Here is a 15,745-nt window from a genome sequence, read left to right on the forward strand (position 1 = left end):
GTTCAGTGAAGGCTCAGCATGTCTCTGCCACGATCCATGGCCATGCAATTCCTTCCTCTTCTTTCTCTTCTCGCACTGACTGCCTGCGCCGCCGATGCCGCGCCGGGCCATGGATTGAGCGGAACCGCCTGGCGATTCCTGAAAATCGACGGGATGGAAGCGGTCGCTCATGGAACCAGGCTGGAATTCCGGGACGGAAATCTCGGCGCGAATGTCGGCTGCAACGGCATGGGCGGGCCGTGGCGGGTGGAGGATGACCGCTTGATCGCCGGCCCATTGGCCCAGACCGAGATGTATTGCGAAGGCGCGGTGTGGGATCAGGAAAAGGCGGTCGGAGCCTTGCTCGCCGCGGCCCCATCGGTCGAATGGCGGGACGACCGGCTCATCCTGCGCTCAAGCGGCCATGATGCGGAACTGGAACGGATCAGCCACACCGCCGAGGCCGAGTAACCCGGCCCGGGCAGCCCCCTATTCCGCCGCGTCGCTTAGCCCTTCGACCGACGCAAGACGCCCGGACGGCTCATCCTTGCCATCGCCATAGCGAGGGGCGCTTTTCACCAGCGGCACATCCTCGATCTCGCGCTTGCCGATCTCGATGCCCTTGTCCTTGAGCCTGCGCCCGGCGGAAAGGACATTCCGCTCGAAGCTGCCGACGAACTTGTTGTAATTGTTGACCGCGCTGTCGAGGCCGGAACCCACGCGCTTCAGATGCTCGGCGGCCACGGCCAGCCGGTCATACAGATCACTGCCCATGCGCCCGATTTCCCGCGCTTCCCGCGCCAGTCCATCCTGCCGCCAGACCTGCGCGACCGTGCGCGCAATCGCGACGAGATTGGTCGGGGTCGCCAGCAACACATTCCGCCCGAAGGCAAAGTCCCAAAGCTCGGGGTCCTTCTCGAGCGCGGCGGCGACGAAATGCTCGCCCGGCACGAACATCACCACGTAGTCCGGCGCATCCTCGAACTGGCTCTGATAGCTCTTGGCGCCAAGCTGCTGGACATGGTTGCGCATGGACCGGACATGGTCGGCGAGCGCGCTTTCCCGCACATCGTCCGCATCCGCCTCGAACGCGGCCTGATAGGCATTGAGCGACACCTTGGCGTCGATCACCAGCACCTTGTTGCCGGGAATGCGCACGATCGCATCGGGTCGCAGGCGGCCATCCTCGGTGTTGACGGAATGCTCGGTGACGAAATCGGTATGTTCGGCAAGGCCGCATTGCTCCAGCACGTTGCGAAGCTGCTGCTCGCCCCAGCGGCCTCGCGCCTTGGGCGCGTTGCGCAAGGAATGGCCGAGCCGGGCCGCTTCCTGCCGCACCGCCTCCTGCCCTTCCTTCATCGACTGGATCAGCCCCGTCAATTGCCCGAAGGAATCGACGCGCTTGGCTTCCAGCGCGGCGACCTGCTCCTCGTAGCTTTTCAGCCGATCCCCTACCGGAGCCAGCAGCGCCTTGATCTTCTCCTCCGAGGATTTCTCGGCATGGCCGAACCGTTCGGCCGCATTCCTGAGAAACTCCTCCTGCGCCTTGCCCAGCACCTTCGAGCCGGTCAGCTGGAATTCCTTGAGCAATTCCTCGCGCGCTTCCACGAGCAGCCGCTTCTGCTCCTCGAAATTGGCGGCATGGGCCTTGAGCGTGGCGAGTTCGGCGGACAGCCCTTCCCGCTCGGCCCGCACGCCCGCCAGTTCGTGGCCCAGCACCTCGGCATGACTGGCCCGCTCGGTCGCGCCGGCAAGCTCGGTGATCGCGCGGCGGAACTTCTCGTCCAGATCGCGCGCCTCGCCATCGCGGACAAGCCAGCGCTGCTTCCATTCCGCAATCGGTCGGGAGCCGAAGAACCAGCCCAGCCCCGCGCCCGCGAACAGGCCGAGGAGGAGCACGATTGCGATCACGAGAGACTGATCCAAGAGCATTTCCCAATTCGGAACGAACCGGGAACTTATCGAAGGATACCGCGCAAGACAAGGCCCCGCGCCAGGAGGCCGTGGATAGAATCAGCAAACCGGCTGCAGCGCCGGATCAAGCCGCCTTGCGCAGCTTCTCCAGCTTCTTGAGCGCCATGTTGCGTTTGAGGCGCGAAAGGTGGTCGATAAAGAGTATGCCTTCGAGGTGATCCATCTCGTGCTGGATACAGGTGGCCATCAGGCCTTCCAGATCCTCCTCATGCACATTGCCTTCCAGATCCTGCCAGCGCACGCGGCATTGGGCCGGGCGATCCACCTCGGCATAGATCTCCGGCACGGACAGGCAGCCTTCCTGATAGGTGCTGAGTTCCTCGGACGGATCGAGGATTTCCGGATTCACGAAGACGCGCGGTTCCTTCTTCGTCGGCTGGTGGGTATGATGATGGCCGCCATGCGCGGTGCAGACTTCCGGCTCCGCGTCCGGATCTTCCGGCTGAAGGTCGATCACCAGCACCCGCAGCGGAACGCCGATCTGGATTGCGGCCAGGCCGATGCCCGGCGCGTCATACATCGTCTCGAACATGTCGGAGACGAGCGTCTTCAATTCCTCGTCGAAATGTTCGACCGGCTTGGACACGGTTTTCAGCCGGGGGTCCGGCACTTCAAGGATTTCACGAATGGCCATGGACCGAAAATAGGCTCCGCCACCGCTTATCGCAAGAAGCTATGCGGCCCGCGTTCCGCAAAAAATCGATTGCGCTGATCGCATCAGCCGACCGGCCGGCGCGCCCGCAGCGCCTGCGCCAGCGTGCCTTCGTCCAGATAATCCAGCTCGCCGCCCACCGGCAGGCCATGCGCAAGCTGGGTGATCCGGACCGGGTAATGCTCGAGCCGCTCCGCGATGTAATGCGCGGTCGTCTGCCCTTCGAGCGTGGCGTTCATCGCCAGCACCACCTCGTCGATCCCGCCCGCCTCGACCCGCTCCAGCAGCTTGCCGATCGACAGGTTCTCGGGCCGCACCCCCTCCAGCGCGGACAGGCGGCCGCCCAGCACATGATAGCGGCCCATGAACAGTTTTGCCCGATCGAGCGCCCACAGGTCCGCCACATCCTCCACCACGCAGAGGGAGCGCGAATCCCGCCGCGGATCGGCGCAGATGGCGCAAGGCTGGCGCGTATCGACATTGCCGCAGACCGCGCATTCGACCAGCTTTTCGCGCATCGCGGACAAGGCATCCAGCAGCTGCGCTAGGGATGTCTCGCGCCGCTTCACCAGCCACAGCACGGCCCGGCGCGCGGAGCGCGGCCCCAGCCCCGGCAATCGCGCAAGCGCGGCGGCGAGGGTTTCGATCTCTTGCGATGCCATGACCGTTTCCTAATCGTTCGGGCCGAACTTGTCGAAGCCCCGTCCTTCCCTTTTTCGGTCCGTGAAGTAAGGACGGCCCTTCGACAAGCGGCGAACGGAGGTCGAGTGAAAATCATCTTCATGGGCACCCCGGAATTTGCCGTGCCCACGCTCACGGCGCTGCACGAGGCCGCGCACGAAATCGTCGCGGTCTATACCCAGCCGCCCCGGCCCGCCGGGCGCGGCAAGCAGTTGCAGCCTTCGGCCGTCCAGAAGGAGGCGGAGATCCGCCACCTCGAAGTGCGCTGCCCGATCTCGCTGAGAACCGAGGCCGAGCAGCAGGCCTTCGCCGCGCTTGAGGCGGATGTCGCGGTGGTCGCCGCCTATGGCCTGATCCTGCCCGTCCCGATCCTCGAAGCCCCGAAGCACGGCTGCCTCAACGTCCATGCCTCGCTGCTGCCGCACTGGCGCGGGGCCGCGCCGATCCAGCGTTCGATCCTGGCCGGCGATCCGGTTACCGGCGTCACCATCATGCAGATGGAAAAAGGGCTGGATACCGGCCCGGTGCTCGCCACCGCACGCACGCCGGTCGAACGCAAGACCGGGGGCGAGCTGACCGCCGAGTTGGCGGAGATCGGCGCGCAGCTCATGGTCGGCACGCTGATCGACCTGCCCATGCTCCATCCCGTTCCGCAGGACGACAAGGAGGCGACCTACGCCGCCAAGATCGACAAGCGCGAGGCGCGGATCGACTTCCATCGCGATGCCGAGTTCGTGGAGCGGCAGGTTCGCGCCTTCGCCCCTGCTCCGGGCGCCTTTTTCGAGATCGGGCAGGAGCGCTATCGCATTCTGGCCGCGGAAGTGATCGGGCGGGAAGGTGCCCCGGGCATGGTGCTGGACGAGGAACTGACCATCGCCTGCAGCCATGCCGCGATCCGCCCCACCCTGATCCAGCGGGCCGGCAAGCCCGCCATGGAAACGCGGGCGCTGCTGCGCGGGCATTCCATTGCCCCCGGCACGCAGCTGCACTGATTCCGGGCGCATGACCCGCTTCGCCCTGACCCTGGAATTCGACGGCACTCCGTTCATGGGGCTGCAGCGGCAGGCGCATGGCCCGTCGGTGCAGCAGGCGGTCGAGGACGCGGTGTTCGCCACCACCGGCGAACGAGCGACGATGCATGCGGCGGGGCGGACGGACGCCGGAGTGCATGCGCTGGCCATGCGGGCGCATGTCGACATCGCCAGGCCGATAGCTCCCTTCCGCCTGATGGAAGCGCTCAACGCGCATATGCGGCCCGCCCCTGTCTCGGTCCTGGAATGCGAGGAGAGGCCGGAGGATTGGCATGCACGCTTCTCCTGCATCGGGCGCAGCTATCTCTATCGCATCTGCAACCGGCGCGCGCCGCTGACGCTAGAGGCGAACCGGGCGTGGCTGGTCCACCAGCCGCTCGACGCGGACGCGATGCACCGGGCGGCGCAGGCGCTGGTCGGGCGGCATGATTTCACGACCTTCCGATCGGTGCATTGCCAGGCAACCAGCCCGGTCAAGACGCTCGACCGGCTGGAGGTGCGGCGGGAGGGAGAATTCGTGCTGGTGGAAGCCGCCGCGCGCAGCTTCCTCCATCACCAAGTCCGTTCGATGGTCGGCTGCCTGGCGCTGGTCGGCATGGGCCGCTGGGCGGAAGCGGAGGTCGCAAGAGCGCTGGCGGCGCGGGATCGGCAGGCGCTCGGCCTGAATGCCCCGCCCCAAGGCCTCTACTTCGTGGATGCGGCTTATCCGTGACAACAACCAAAGTGGACCAAATTCAGATAATCCCCTGAAGTGTATCAAAACTTTTGATTAACCCGCTTACGATACTTCCCCTCGCCAAGACCAACTCGCCAAGTCCAAGGCGAATTATACTGGCACCGGGGGAAAAAGGATGCTGGCAAGATTGTTCGCAGGGGAGCGCTTACGCGAATTCCTGCTCCTCGACCTGATTAAGCACGATGTCGCGGAGAACAATCGCGAATGGTTCGCCCGTTGCCAGCTCAATCATACCAGCGCTTTCCCCCTCGCGCTCTACGATCTTGCCAGAACCGCGATCGTTGCCCTGATCTCATTCTCTTTCCTGCCGGTCTGGGCAACCGGGCTGACGGTTCTTGCGGGCGCCCTGCTGACGCTCGCCCAGTTCGGGTTCGACCGCCGGTTGAAGGCGGGGAAGACCAGCTATCGCCAACTGGCCCGGTATTTCGCGCCGCTGGCGACCCTTCGCGCGCTGTGGTGGAGCGGCGCCATCCTGCCTGGCCTGGCCCTTGCCCCGCCGGAAATCCTGATGCCGCTGGTATTGTGCGCCACGCTTACCATTCCCTTCGACGCCCTGGCGCTGATCGCCTTCCCCCGCGTCGGCATCTTCGCGGTGACCTTGCAATCGGCGGCCGTCGCCGCGCCGCTGATCCGGATCGGAACGCCCGCCGCGCTCATATCCGCAGTGGTGCTGCTGTTTACGCTGGTTTTCGTCCATTGGGCGCTGTTCAATCTCAACTACATGTTCGCGACCCGCAGGCTGCGCACCAAGATATTGCGGGAGGCGAACGAAACCGTCGGGCTGCTGCTCAATCAATATGACGAGGATGGCAGCGACTGGCTGGTCGAATGCGACAGCAAGGGCCGCATCCTCCATCCTTCGGAACGGTTCTGCAATGCCGCGAACTGCACCGCGAGCGAGCTGGAAGGCCGCTATCTGAGCGACCTGTTCCTGCCCTGCCCCGAGGTGGACGAACTGATCCAGACCGCGTTTTCCGGCCAGGTCCTGCGCAACTATGTCGTGCCGCTGGAGATCAAGGGAAGCCGCGCGTGGTGGTCGCTCAATGCGCGGCCCACCTATGATCGGGAAGGCAAATTGTCCGGCTGGCGTGGCTTCATCGCCGACATCACGAAGGCGCGCGTGGCCGAGGACAAGGTCACTTACATGGCCCATTACGATATCCTCACCAACCTGCCCAACCGCAGCCTGTTCAACACCACCCTGCAGCGGACATTCGCGCGGCGCGAGGAACACGAGGTGGTCGCCGTGCTCTATGTCGACCTCGATCATTTCAAGGCGGTCAACGACACGCACGGCCATGCCCTGGGCGACAAGGTGCTGGCGGAAGCCGCGCGCCGGATCGAGGCCGCGGTGCCCGCGCGCAACATGGTCGCCAGGCTGGGCGGCGATGAATTCGCGGTGCTGCTGGAGGATATTCCCGGCCAGGAAGAGGCCATGGCCGTGGCGGAGGCAATCGTCGCCGCGATGGACGAGCCGCTGGAGATCGCCGGCCAGCACCTGCCGATCGGGGCAAGCGTTGGCGTGGCTCTCGCCCCCGACAATGGGCGGGACGGAGGCGAAGTGCTGCGCGCGGCCGATCTCGCCTTGTATGACGCCAAGTCGAAAGGGCGGCGCGGAGCGTCGCTGTTCGATCCGGCGATGCAGGAGCAGGCCCAGTTCCGGCGCGACCTGGAGCTGGATCTGCGCGCGGCGATCACGCGTGGCGAGATGCAGCTTCACTACCAGCCGCTCATGGATGTGCAATCAGGGGAGATCGCGGGCTATGAAGCGCTATTGCGCTGGAATCATACGACCCATGGCATGATCGAGCCAGGCATCTTCATCCCAATCGCGGAGGAAACCGGCCAGATCGTGCAGATCGGCGCCTGGGTGCTGCGCGAAGCGGTGATGGAGGCGGCGACCTGGCCGGATCACCTGTTCGTATCCGTCAATCTCTCGCCCGCCCAGATCAAGGACGAAGGATTGCTGAACACGATCATCGGCGCGCTGGCGTCCGCCGGCCTTGCCCCCAACCGGCTGGAACTGGAAATCACCGAAACGCTGCTGATGCAGGACAGCGAGGAAAATCTGGCGATCCTGCACAAGATCCGTTCGCTCGGCGTCAATATCTCGCTGGACGATTTCGGCACGGGATATTCCTCGCTCAACTACCTGCGCAGCTTCCCGTTCGACAAGATCAAGATAGACCGCTGTTTCGTGAGCGACATCATGGAACGCGAGGACAACGAGGCCATCGTCCAGGCCGTGGTCGGCCTGGCCAACAAGCTGAACATGCGGACGACCGCGGAAGGCGTGGAGAACGAAGAGCAGTTTGCCCGGTTACGCGACAACGGCTGCCAGCAGGTCCAGGGCTTCCTGTTCAGCCACGCCAAGCCCGCGAACCAGCTCGAACATTATCGGGGCGAGGAAACCGGCGACAGCGCGGGCGAAGCGGATTCATCCCCCATCGCCAAGGATACCTCCACGCCGCGGGAAGATCCGGCCAAGCCCGGCCGGCGCAAGGCGGGCTAATCCCGCCCGGCGGCTTCCGGCAATTATCCGTCAGGCCTTGCCGACCACGCTTTCGGGCAGATCCTGGCCAAATACGCGCTGGTAATATTCGGCGACCAGCATCCGCTCCGCCTCGTCGCACTTGTTGAGGAACGAGAGGCGGAAGGCGAAGCCGACATCCTTGAAGATTTCCGCGTTCTGGGCCCAGGTGATGACCGTGCGCGGGCTCATCACTGTGGAAATGTCGCCGTTGACGAAGCCCTGCCGGGTCAGATCGGCGACCCGCACCATATTGGCGACGATGTCGGCGGAAGTCTCGGGCGACTTCGCCTCGACGATCTTCCGCTCCGTCTCCTGGGGCAGATAGTTCAGGCCGACCACGATGTTCCAGCGGTCCATCTGGCCCTGGTTGATCTGCTGGGTGCCGTGATAAAGCCCCGACGTGTCCCCCAGCCCCACCGTATTGGCAGTGGCGAACAGGCGGAAATAGGGATTGGGGCGAATCACCCGGTTCTGGTCGAGCAGGGTCAGCTTGCCTTCGGTTTCCAGCACGCGCTGGATCACGAACATCACGTCCGGCCGGCCCGCGTCATATTCGTCGAACACCAGCGCGGTCGGGTGCTGCAGCGCCCAGGGCAGCAGGCCTTCATGAAATTCCGTGACCTGCAGGCCGTCGCGCAGCACGATCGCGTCGCGCCCGATCAGGTCGATCCGGCTGATATGCGCATCGAGGTTGATGCGGATGCACGGCCATTTCAGGCGAGCCGCGACCTGTTCGATATGGGTGGATTTGCCGGTGCCGTGATAGCCCTGCACCATCACCCGGCGATTGAAGGCAAAGCCGGCGAGGATCGCCAGCGTGGTGTCCGGATCGAAGATATAGTTCTCGTCCAGATCGGGCACCCGTTCGTCCGCCTTGGAAAAGGCCGGGCACTCCATATCGATGTCGATGCCGAACATTTCGCGCACGCTCACCCTGGTGTCGGGCGCGGACAATATGGTGGCGTCATTACCGGGCTGGGATTTGCTCATCTCGTTCATGGTTCGGCTGGCCTATACGCGCAGGCGTTGCGCTGCAACAGGATTGGTGCCCGCATTCGCGCTTTTCAGCAGCATTTGGGCGGCAGGCTGAACAGCGACACGAACCGCATCGCAAGGCCGGCATCCCCTTCCACGACCAGTCCGAAATCGCGGGTCGCATCCGCCAGCGGGAGCTTGCCATAGAACAGCGGCAGCAGGGCCGAGGCCGAGGGAGCCAGGAAGCGGAACTGGGCGCCTTCCGCATTGCGATCCACCCGCCGGATGGTCAATTCGCCCTGTTCCAGCCGCGCATCGAATCGATCCTCGCCGATCTCGAACCCGAGCACGGCGTCGAAGGCGCGCGCGGCATCGCGGTCGATCATCGTGCGCAGCGACAGCATCGCGGCGACCGGGGTGATCGGCAGCCGGGGATCATGCAGCGGCGAGCGCACCGCCCAGCGGCCCAGCTCCTGCATCAGCGGCTCGGCCAGATAGCCCCACTTGGTCAGCTCATACACCTGGGCCGAGGCGGGCGGCGGCAGCTTGCGGCGCGTCAATACGCCGCTGGCTTCGAGGCCTTCCAGCCGCTCCGTCAGCACCTTGGCGCTTATTCCGGGCAGGCTGGCGCGCAAGTCGGAAAACCGTCGCGAACCGAGCATTAATTCTCTGACAATCAGCAGCGCCCAGCGCTCCCCGATCAATTCCAGAGCGAAAGCGGCGCCGCAAGCATCGCCATACCATTTGCCGTGCAATTTAGTTTCTTTTTGTAACTTCATAGTTGCTTTTTGTAACTCACGCCGTCACGCTCATGCAAGAACGATTCGCCATAGGAGAGACAAGCCATGAACCGTATGATCTTCGTCAATCTGCCGGTCACCGACCTGGCCCGCGCCATGAGGTTCTACGAAGCGCTTGGCTTTACCCACGAACCGCGCTTCACCGATGAAACCGCCGCCTGCATGGTGTGGTCCGAAGCGATCTTCGTCATGCTGCTCACGCGCGACAAGTGGAAGACCTTCACCAAGCGCCCGATCCCATCCGGCGACAGCAGCGAGGTCATGCTCGCGATCAGCTGCGACAGCCGCGAGGATGTGAGCCGCATGGCCGATACGGCGGGCGCCACGGGCGGCACCGCCGACATCAATCCGGCGCAGGACCACGGCTTCATGTTCAGCCGCAGCTTCGCCGATCCGGACGGCCATGTCTGGGAGCCGGTGTGGATGGACCCGGCCGTGGCGAATGGCGACAGCACCGTTCCGGAAACCGCTTCCTGATAACGTCCCGTCATCAGCCATTCGGCGGCGCGCGTTGCCCTTGCCGAACTGTGCCCTTGCCGAACTGTGCCCTTGCCGAACTGTGGAGGCCGCCCAATGCCCCTCGATCCAGCCGCCGATATCGTCATCACCGGCTTCGGCCATGTTCCCAAATTCGCGCAAGGGGTGGTTCGCGACCTGCGCCTGCGCTGGGCGCTGGAGGAAATCGGCCGCCCCTATCGCGTGGAACTGCTGGATGCGATGGCCCCCAAGCCGGACGATTATTGCCAGTGGCAGCCGTTCGGGCAGGTTCCCGCATTCGACGACGGCAAGGTCCGCATGTTCGAAAGCGGCGCGATCCTGCTTTACCTCGGCGAACAGGACGAGCGGCTGCTGCCGCGCGACGAGGCCTTGCGCTGGCAGGCCGTCACCTGGCTGATCGCCGCCCTGAACAGCGTCGAACCCTCGCTGATGCAGATCGTCTCGCTCGACGTGTTCCAGGCGAGAGAGCCCTGGGCCAAGGAGGCGCGGCCCGGCGCGGTCGGATTCGCCAGATCCCGCCTGTCCTGCCTGGCCGACGCCCTGGGCGACCGGGAATGGCTGGCCGGCCCCTTCACCATCGCCGACATCATGATGGTGACGGTCCTGCGCCATCTCCGGCACACCGACATCATTGCCGGCTTCCCCGGGCTGGCGGCCTATCAGGCGCGGGGTGAAGCCCGCCCCGCTTTCCAGCAGGCGCTGGCCGACCAGATGAGCGGCTTTGCGGTTCCTGCCGACTGAGGAGAGAAAAGATGACCTATATCGAAGGCTTCGTGATCCCGGTTCCGAACGCGAACAAGGACAAGTTCATCGCCCATGCCGGCAGGATCGATCCCGCCTTCCTGGAACAAGGCGCCACCCGCGTTCTCGAATGCTGGCAGGACAATGTCGCCAAGGGCCACACCACCGACTTCTTCGGCGCGGTCGACTGCAAGGAAGACGAAGCGGTCGCCTTCGGCTGGGTCGAATGGCCCGACCGCGACACCCGGACAGCGGCCCATGACCGGTTCGAAGAGCTGATGAAGACGGACGACCGCCTCAACCCCGAAAAGAACCCGATGCCGTTCGACGGCAAGCGGATGATCTTTGGCGGCTTCGCCCCTCTCGTCGAGGAAGGCGAGGCCATCGCCGATCCCTATGTCCAAGGCTTCATCGTGCCGGTTCCGGAAGGCAACAAGGAGGCCTATCGCGAGGCCGCCCTGGCGATGTGGAACATCATGAAGGATTACGGCGCCTCGCGGGTGATCGAGGCCTGGCAGGACAATGTGCCCAAGGGCCAGCAGACCGACTTCTTCCGCTCGGTCAAGGCCGAGCCGGGCGAGATCGTGGTGTTCTCCTTCATCGAGTGGGAATCGCGCGAAACCTGCGACGCCTCGCACGAGAAGATGATGCAGGACGAGCGGATGAAGAACTTCATGGAGCAGAGCCCCGACGCGGAATGCCCCTTCGACGGCAAGCGCATGGTCTATGGCGGCTTCCGGCCGGTCGTGGAGCTGACGCGCGAAAACGTGGGAGCATGACATGGCTAACCCCCTCGGCAGCTTCATCTGGTATGAGTTGATGACCACCGATCCCGACGGCGCGGCCGCCTTCTACGGCCCGGTCGTGGGTTGGACCATCGCCAGCCATTCCGATCCCGGTGCGGGCGGCGTCGATTACCGCGTGATCGTCCGCGGCGACGGCGGGAATGCCGGCGGGGTGCTCGGCCTGACCGGGGAAATGTGCGACGGCGGGGCGCGGCCGTGCTGGCTCGGCTATATCTACACCCCGGACGTGGACGCCTCTGTCGCGGCAATCACCGCCGACGGCGGTACGGTGCAGATGCCCGCCGCCGACTTCCCGGTGGGTCGCATCGCCATGGTCACGGACCCGCAGGGCGCACCGTTCTACCTGATGAACCCGGTGGCGCCTGAAGGGCAGGAAGATCGGGCGAGCGACGCCTTCAGCGAGAGCGAGCCGCAGCATGTGCGCTGGAACGAGCTTTCCACCACCGATCCCGATGCCGCTGTCAGCTTCTATGCCAGGCACTTCGGCTGGACCCAGGATGGCGACCTCGACATGGGCGAGATGGGCAAATACCGCTTCATCCAGCACCATGGCGCCACCATCGGCGCGATCATGCCGAAGATGCCGGAAATGCCGGTCAGCCTGTGGAGCTATTACATCGGCGTCGACGATATCGACCGCGCGGTCGCGGCGATCGAGGCAGGCGGCGGCAAGCTGCTGTTCGGGCCAATGGAGATTCCCGGCGGCGAGTTCGCGCTCAACGGACTGGACCCGCAAGGCGCGGCCTTCGGCCTCGTCGGCCCGCGCAAGAGCTGACCGGGAGAGGCTGCCATGGCCGAAATCACCTTCTTCACCAACCCGATGTCGCGCGGGCAGATCGCGCGCTGGGCCCTCCACGAAGCCGGTGCCGATTACGAGGCCGTGATCGTCGACTGGAACGACAAGTCGGACGCATTCCTTGCCGCCAACCCGATGGGCAAGGTGCCGACCATCATCCACCATGCCGCTGGCGGGGACCGTATCGTCAGCGAGGCGGCGGCGATCTGCGCCTATCTGGCCGAAATTCGCCCCGGGGCGGACCTGCTGCCGCATGAGGACGAGAAGGCGGATTATTACCGCTGGCTGTTCTTCGCGGCCGGGCCGGTCGAACAGGCGGTAACCTCCAGAGCGCTGAAGTTCGAGCCCGCCCCCGAGCAGCAGGTCATGGTCGGCTTCGGCAGCTATGACCGCACCATGGACACGCTGGAGCACCATCTGGCCGCAAACAGGTTTGTTTGCGGCGATCGTTTCACCATGGCCGATGTCTATGTCGGCAGCCATGTCGATTGGGGCCTGCATTTCGGCACGTTCCCGAAGCGCGACGCCTTCGTTGCCTATGCCGAGCGCTGCCGGGCGCGCGATGCTTATCGGGCCGGCAAGGCAATCGACAACACGCTGATCGAGGAGATGTCGAAATGACCGCGAAGAACCGGATCTGCCTCTGGTACGATCGCGACGCGGAAGCGGCGGCGAAATTCTACGCCAGCACCTTTCCCGATACCAGGATCGTCGAGATCCAGCGCGCGCCGGGGGACTATCCCGATGGCCGGGAAGGCGATGTGCTGGTCGTGCTGTTCGAGGTGATGGGCATTCCCTGCATCGGCCTCAATGGCGGGCCAGCCTTCCCGCAGAGCGAATCCTTCTCGTTCCAGGTGATGACCGAAGACCAGGCGGAGACGGACCGCTACTGGAACGCCATCGTCGGCCATGGCGGGCAGGAAAGCCAGTGCGGCTGGTGCAAGGACAAATGGGGCGTTTCCTGGCAGATCACTCCCCGCGTCCTGACCGAAGCCATGTCCCATCCCGACCGCGCCGTCGCCAAACGCGCGTTCGCAGCGATGATGCCGATGCAGAAGATCGACGTCGCCGCCATCGAGGCCGCAGCCGCGGGCTGACCATGTCGGCCGAGCTAAACCACGCTATCGTCTGGTGCAGCGACCGCCATGCATCCTCTGCGTTTCTGGCGGAAATGCTGGGCTGCGATGCGCCCAGTCCTTTCATGCACTTCATGGTCGTGACCCTTGCCAATGGCGTATCGCTCGATTTCATGGAGAAGGATGGCCCCGTTTCGCCCCAGCATTATGCGTTCCTCGTCTCGGAGGAGGAGTTCGACGCCGTGCTCGCGCGTATCCGGGACAGGGGGCTGGAGCACTGGGCCGATCCGGCGCGCAGCCGGCCGGGCGAGATCAACCGGCTGTCGGGCGGCCGGGGCGTCTATTTCCCCGATCCCCACGGCCATCTGCTGGAAGCCATCACCCGGCCCTATTCCGCCGGAACGCCGGATGATGCGGCATGACCTTCGCGCTCTACGGCCATCCCTTCTCATCCTATACCTGGAAGGCGCTGATCGCGCTTTATGCGGCCGAGGCGGAATTCGAGTTCCGGACGGTCGGCCCCGATCACCCCGACAATCTGGCCTTCGTGCGCAGGGAGCATCCCGCCGGGAAATTCCCGGTCCTGACGCATGGCGGAACGACGATCGTCGAAGCCACCGCTATCCTCGAATATCTCCACCTGCATCATCCAGCCCTGGCGCAGCTGATCCCCGCCAAGCCGGACGACGCGGTGACGATCCGGATGCTGGACCGCGTGTTCGACAATTACGTGATGGGCAACATGCAGCGGGTGGTGAACGCCTATCTGGCGGATGCGAACAATCCCGACCCTGCGGAGGTCGCGGCGGGGAAGGATGGCCTGAACAGGACCTATCGCTGGCTGGAACGCTGGCTGCGCGAAAACAGCCTTCCCGCCCATATCTCACTCATCACCTGCGCGGCGGCGCCATCGCTGTTCTATGCCGATTGGGTCGAGCCGATCCCCGCGAATTGCCCGCGCGTGGCGGCCCTTCGCGCGGAATTGCTGACGCTGCCGCCGGTTGGCCGCTGCGTGGACGAAGCGCGCCCATGGCGCCGCTTTTTCCCGCTCGGAGCGCCCGACCGGGACTGAAACGAGAGGATGAATCCCATGAACGAACTATCCATCACCCGCCATATCGCCGCGCCGCCGGAAAAGGTGTGGGACATCATGGCCAACCGCCAGGAGGAATGGTGGTGCCCCGCGCCGTGGCACGCGAAGATCGACCTGCAGGAACGCCGCGCGGGCGGCGCCTGCAACATGACGTTCTATGGCCCGGATGGCGAAGTAATGCCGCAGGAAGGGATCTATCTGGCCTTCGACGAAGGCCGCCGCTTCGTGACGACCGATGCGGTCAAGGCGGATTTCCAGCCGTCCGGCCCGTTCATGATCGGCCTCTGGGAAATCGACCCGGACGGCGACGGCACGCGCTATACCGCCACGGCCCGCCACTGGACCGAGGAGACGATGAAGCAGCACGAGGAAATGGGTTTCGCCGAAGGCTGGGGCGCCTGCGCCGACCAGCTCAAGGCGTTATGCGAGGAAGGGTGAGAAAGCGGGATCAGGCGAAGGCCGCGCTTTTCCGCAGCAATTGATAGGCTTCCACCACCCGGCCCAGCCGCCCCTCATGGCTGCGGTCGCCGCCATTGCGGTCGGGGTGGTATTTGCGCACCAGTTCCGAATAGCGGCGGCGCAGGGCGGAGCGGTCGGTATCCGGACCCAGCCCCATCGCGTTCAGCGCCTCCCGTTCGCGCGGGGTGAAGCGGGAAAAGGCGGCGTTGTTGCCTTCCGCCCGGCGCCTTATGTCGCCGGCACGCGCGCCGATCGCATCCAGCGGATCGTGGAAATCGGCCCAGCGCGGCATCCCGTCCACTCCGGCATCGGCGCGAAAAGCGCGGGTTTCGGTGGCCCAGCCGGCGACCGGCGATTGCGCGCGGACGATCTCCTCCGGGCTCATCCCCTCGAACCAGTCGTAGCCGGAATTGAACTGCCGGACATGGTCGAGGCACAGCCAGCGCCATTCGCCCGGCCCGTCGAAATTCGGCCCGCGATAGCCCGGCGCCCGGAACTCGCCCGGCTCGTCGCACTCGGGATGCTGGCAAATGCGGCCGCTGTTCGCGAACCGCCCATGAAACTTGTCGCGCGTCACTCCTTTAGGATGGGGAACGATCGGCTATATGGGAACCCCTCTCTCCAACAAGGAACCGAAAAATGCCCGGCCCCCTCGCCCAGGAAATGGAACGCCTGCTGACAGCGCAATTCGCGCCCTCGCGCCTGGAAGTAATCAACGACAGCGCGCGCCATCACGGCCATGCGGGGGACGACGGCAGCGGCGAATCCCATTTCACCGTGGTGATCCAGAGCGCCGCCTTTTCCGGCAAGTCCCGGCTGGAGCGGCAGCGCATGGTCAATCGCGCGCTGGGCGACATTCCGGGCGAGCGGGTCCACGCCCTCGCCATCCGCGCGCTTGCCCCGGAGGAAGCATAG

20 protein-coding genes and 1 pseudogene are annotated in these 15,745 nt (G+C 64.8%); 15 read left to right on the forward strand and 6 right to left on the reverse strand.

Features of this window, described 5'->3' with window-relative positions:
- Positions 1 to 18 precede the first annotated feature (18 nt).
- The gene (locus U8326_RS08635) at positions 19 to 450 is read left to right on the forward strand and encodes an META domain-containing protein (protein ID WP_324739748.1); all 432 of its coding nucleotides are present in this window, start codon (positions 19 to 21) and stop codon (positions 448 to 450) included.
- 18 nt (positions 451 to 468) lie between these two features.
- On the opposite strand, the gene rmuC is transcribed toward U8326_RS08635, so the two are convergent.
- The 3 genes from rmuC to recR form a co-directional block, all read right to left on the reverse strand.
- Positions 469 to 1,911 carry a DNA recombination protein RmuC gene (rmuC, locus tag U8326_RS08640; RefSeq protein WP_416385464.1) on the reverse strand — a complete coding sequence of 481 codons (1,443 nt, stop codon included), beginning with the start codon at positions 1,909 to 1,911 and terminating at the stop codon, positions 469 to 471.
- Between the two features lie 106 nt (positions 1,912 to 2,017).
- Positions 2,018 to 2,587: a peptide deformylase gene (gene def, locus U8326_RS08645; protein WP_324739750.1), complete on the reverse strand. Its 570-nt coding sequence runs from the start codon at positions 2,585 to 2,587 to the stop codon at positions 2,018 to 2,020.
- Between the two features lie 83 nt (positions 2,588 to 2,670).
- On the reverse strand, positions 2,671 to 3,267 hold the full coding sequence (gene recR / locus U8326_RS08650) for a recombination mediator RecR (protein WP_324739751.1): 597 nt from the start codon (positions 3,265 to 3,267) through the stop codon (positions 2,671 to 2,673).
- A 105-nt stretch (positions 3,268 to 3,372) separates the two neighbouring features.
- Between recR and fmt the strand changes: the two genes are divergently transcribed.
- From fmt to U8326_RS08665, 3 genes are all read left to right on the forward strand, one after another.
- Positions 3,373 to 4,278 carry a methionyl-tRNA formyltransferase gene (fmt, locus tag U8326_RS08655; RefSeq protein WP_324739752.1) on the forward strand — a complete coding sequence of 302 codons (906 nt, stop codon included), beginning with the start codon at positions 3,373 to 3,375 and terminating at the stop codon, positions 4,276 to 4,278.
- Positions 4,279 to 4,288: 10 nt separating this feature from the next.
- Positions 4,289 to 5,029 carry a tRNA pseudouridine(38-40) synthase TruA gene (gene truA / locus U8326_RS08660; protein WP_324739753.1) on the forward strand — a complete coding sequence of 247 codons (741 nt, stop codon included), beginning with the start codon at positions 4,289 to 4,291 and terminating at the stop codon, positions 5,027 to 5,029.
- Between the two features lie 139 nt (positions 5,030 to 5,168).
- A complete protein-coding gene (locus tag U8326_RS08665) occupies positions 5,169 to 7,565 on the forward strand; it encodes a putative bifunctional diguanylate cyclase/phosphodiesterase (RefSeq protein ID WP_324739754.1) in 2,397 nt (798 codons plus the stop codon).
- A 30-nt stretch (positions 7,566 to 7,595) separates the two neighbouring features.
- Here the strand turns inward: U8326_RS08665 and cobS are convergent, their stop codons facing one another.
- Both cobS and U8326_RS08675 read right to left on the reverse strand, forming a co-directional pair.
- Complete coding sequence (cobS, locus tag U8326_RS08670; RefSeq protein ID WP_324739755.1) at positions 7,596 to 8,585, reverse strand: cobaltochelatase subunit CobS; 990 nt, start codon at positions 8,583 to 8,585, stop codon at positions 7,596 to 7,598.
- Positions 8,586 to 8,650: 65 nt separating this feature from the next.
- Positions 8,651 to 9,340, reverse strand: a complete 690-nt coding sequence (locus tag U8326_RS08675; RefSeq protein ID WP_324739756.1) for a helix-turn-helix domain-containing protein — start codon at positions 9,338 to 9,340, stop codon at positions 8,651 to 8,653.
- A 66-nt stretch (positions 9,341 to 9,406) separates the two neighbouring features.
- On the opposite strand from U8326_RS08675, the gene U8326_RS08680 reads away from it, so the two are divergent.
- The 10 genes and pseudogenes from U8326_RS08680 (at position 9,407) to U8326_RS08725 (ending at position 14,809) form a co-directional block, all read left to right on the forward strand.
- Positions 9,407 to 9,838, forward strand: coding sequence for a VOC family protein (locus U8326_RS08680; protein WP_324739758.1), 432 nt, complete (start codon positions 9,407 to 9,409; stop codon positions 9,836 to 9,838).
- Positions 9,839 to 9,934: 96 nt separating this feature from the next.
- Positions 9,935 to 10,600 carry a glutathione S-transferase family protein gene (locus U8326_RS08685; RefSeq protein ID WP_324739759.1) on the forward strand — a complete coding sequence of 222 codons (666 nt, stop codon included), beginning with the start codon at positions 9,935 to 9,937 and terminating at the stop codon, positions 10,598 to 10,600.
- Positions 10,601 to 10,611: 11 nt separating this feature from the next.
- Positions 10,612 to 10,971 (forward strand): annotated as a pseudogene (locus U8326_RS08690) (DUF1428 domain-containing protein); the annotation flags it as partial.
- A gap of 12 nt (positions 10,972 to 10,983) precedes the next feature.
- Positions 10,984 to 11,379, forward strand: a complete 396-nt coding sequence (locus U8326_RS08695; RefSeq protein ID WP_324743564.1) for a DUF1428 domain-containing protein — start codon at positions 10,984 to 10,986, stop codon at positions 11,377 to 11,379.
- Position 11,380: 1 nt separating this feature from the next.
- The gene (locus U8326_RS08700; protein ID WP_324739761.1) at positions 11,381 to 12,181 is read left to right on the forward strand and encodes a VOC family protein; all 801 of its coding nucleotides are present in this window, start codon (positions 11,381 to 11,383) and stop codon (positions 12,179 to 12,181) included.
- A gap of 15 nt (positions 12,182 to 12,196) precedes the next feature.
- Positions 12,197 to 12,823 carry a glutathione S-transferase family protein gene (locus tag U8326_RS08705; RefSeq protein ID WP_324739763.1) on the forward strand — a complete coding sequence of 209 codons (627 nt, stop codon included), beginning with the start codon at positions 12,197 to 12,199 and terminating at the stop codon, positions 12,821 to 12,823.
- Positions 12,820 to 13,299, forward strand: a complete 480-nt coding sequence (locus U8326_RS08710; protein ID WP_324739764.1) for a VOC family protein — start codon at positions 12,820 to 12,822, stop codon at positions 13,297 to 13,299. Before U8326_RS08705 ends, U8326_RS08710 begins: the two co-directional genes overlap by 4 nt.
- Positions 13,300 to 13,301: 2 nt before the next feature.
- Complete coding sequence (locus U8326_RS08715; RefSeq protein ID WP_324739766.1) at positions 13,302 to 13,700, forward strand: VOC family protein; 399 nt, start codon at positions 13,302 to 13,304, stop codon at positions 13,698 to 13,700.
- Positions 13,697 to 14,350: a glutathione S-transferase family protein gene (locus U8326_RS08720; RefSeq protein WP_324739768.1), complete on the forward strand. Its 654-nt coding sequence runs from the start codon at positions 13,697 to 13,699 to the stop codon at positions 14,348 to 14,350. The genes U8326_RS08715 and U8326_RS08720 overlap by 4 nt, the downstream gene beginning before the upstream one ends.
- Positions 14,351 to 14,368: 18 nt before the next feature.
- Positions 14,369 to 14,809 carry an SRPBCC domain-containing protein gene (locus U8326_RS08725; RefSeq protein WP_324739770.1) on the forward strand — a complete coding sequence of 147 codons (441 nt, stop codon included), beginning with the start codon at positions 14,369 to 14,371 and terminating at the stop codon, positions 14,807 to 14,809.
- A gap of 10 nt (positions 14,810 to 14,819) precedes the next feature.
- On the opposite strand, the gene U8326_RS08730 is transcribed toward U8326_RS08725, so the two are convergent.
- Positions 14,820 to 15,407: a DnaJ domain-containing protein gene (locus U8326_RS08730; protein WP_324739771.1), complete on the reverse strand. Its 588-nt coding sequence runs from the start codon at positions 15,405 to 15,407 to the stop codon at positions 14,820 to 14,822.
- 62 nt (positions 15,408 to 15,469) lie between these two features.
- Here U8326_RS08730 and U8326_RS08735 point away from each other — a divergent pair, with 62 nt between their 5' ends.
- Positions 15,470 to 15,745 (forward strand): BolA family protein, encoded by a 276-nt coding sequence (locus tag U8326_RS08735; protein WP_324739772.1) that lies wholly within the window; start codon positions 15,470 to 15,472, stop codon positions 15,743 to 15,745.

It is taken from the genome of Tsuneonella sp. CC-YZS046 (genome assembly GCF_035581365.1).
Taxonomy (GTDB): Bacteria; Pseudomonadota; Alphaproteobacteria; order Sphingomonadales; family Sphingomonadaceae; genus JAWKXU01.

What these genes read in the sequence shown, in the direction of transcription:
- U8326_RS08725 (WP_324739770.1), top strand. Translation starts at nt 14,369, where the DNA reads ATGAACGAACTATCCATCACCCGCCATATCGCCGCGCCGCCGGAAAAG.
- U8326_RS08720 (WP_324739768.1), top strand. Translation starts at nt 13,697, where the DNA reads ATGACCTTCGCGCTCTACGGCCATCCCTTCTCATCCTATACCTGGAAG.
- U8326_RS08635 (WP_324739748.1), top strand. Translation starts at nt 19, where the DNA reads ATGTCTCTGCCACGATCCATGGCCATGCAATTCCTTCCTCTTCTTTCT.
- U8326_RS08715 (WP_324739766.1), top strand. Translation starts at nt 13,302, where the DNA reads ATGTCGGCCGAGCTAAACCACGCTATCGTCTGGTGCAGCGACCGCCAT.
- recR (WP_324739751.1), bottom strand. Translation starts at nt 3,267, where the DNA reads ATGGCATCGCAAGAGATCGAAACCCTCGCCGCCGCGCTTGCGCGATTG.
- def (WP_324739750.1), bottom strand. Translation starts at nt 2,587, where the DNA reads ATGGCCATTCGTGAAATCCTTGAAGTGCCGGACCCCCGGCTGAAAACC.
- cobS (WP_324739755.1), bottom strand. Translation starts at nt 8,585, where the DNA reads ATGAACGAGATGAGCAAATCCCAGCCCGGTAATGACGCCACCATATTG.
- U8326_RS08705 (WP_324739763.1), top strand. Translation starts at nt 12,197, where the DNA reads ATGGCCGAAATCACCTTCTTCACCAACCCGATGTCGCGCGGGCAGATC.
- U8326_RS08665 (WP_324739754.1), top strand. Translation starts at nt 5,169, where the DNA reads ATGCTGGCAAGATTGTTCGCAGGGGAGCGCTTACGCGAATTCCTGCTC.
- rmuC (WP_416385464.1), bottom strand. Translation starts at nt 1,911, where the DNA reads ATGCTCTTGGATCAGTCTCTCGTGATCGCAATCGTGCTCCTCCTCGGC.
- truA (WP_324739753.1), top strand. Translation starts at nt 4,289, where the DNA reads ATGACCCGCTTCGCCCTGACCCTGGAATTCGACGGCACTCCGTTCATG.
- U8326_RS08680 (WP_324739758.1), top strand. Translation starts at nt 9,407, where the DNA reads ATGAACCGTATGATCTTCGTCAATCTGCCGGTCACCGACCTGGCCCGC.
- U8326_RS08675 (WP_324739756.1), bottom strand. Translation starts at nt 9,340, where the DNA reads ATGAAGTTACAAAAAGAAACTAAATTGCACGGCAAATGGTATGGCGAT.
- U8326_RS08685 (WP_324739759.1), top strand. Translation starts at nt 9,935, where the DNA reads ATGCCCCTCGATCCAGCCGCCGATATCGTCATCACCGGCTTCGGCCAT.
- U8326_RS08700 (WP_324739761.1), top strand. Translation starts at nt 11,381, where the DNA reads ATGGCTAACCCCCTCGGCAGCTTCATCTGGTATGAGTTGATGACCACC.
- U8326_RS08710 (WP_324739764.1), top strand. Translation starts at nt 12,820, where the DNA reads ATGACCGCGAAGAACCGGATCTGCCTCTGGTACGATCGCGACGCGGAA.
- U8326_RS08735 (WP_324739772.1), top strand. Translation starts at nt 15,470, where the DNA reads ATGCCCGGCCCCCTCGCCCAGGAAATGGAACGCCTGCTGACAGCGCAA.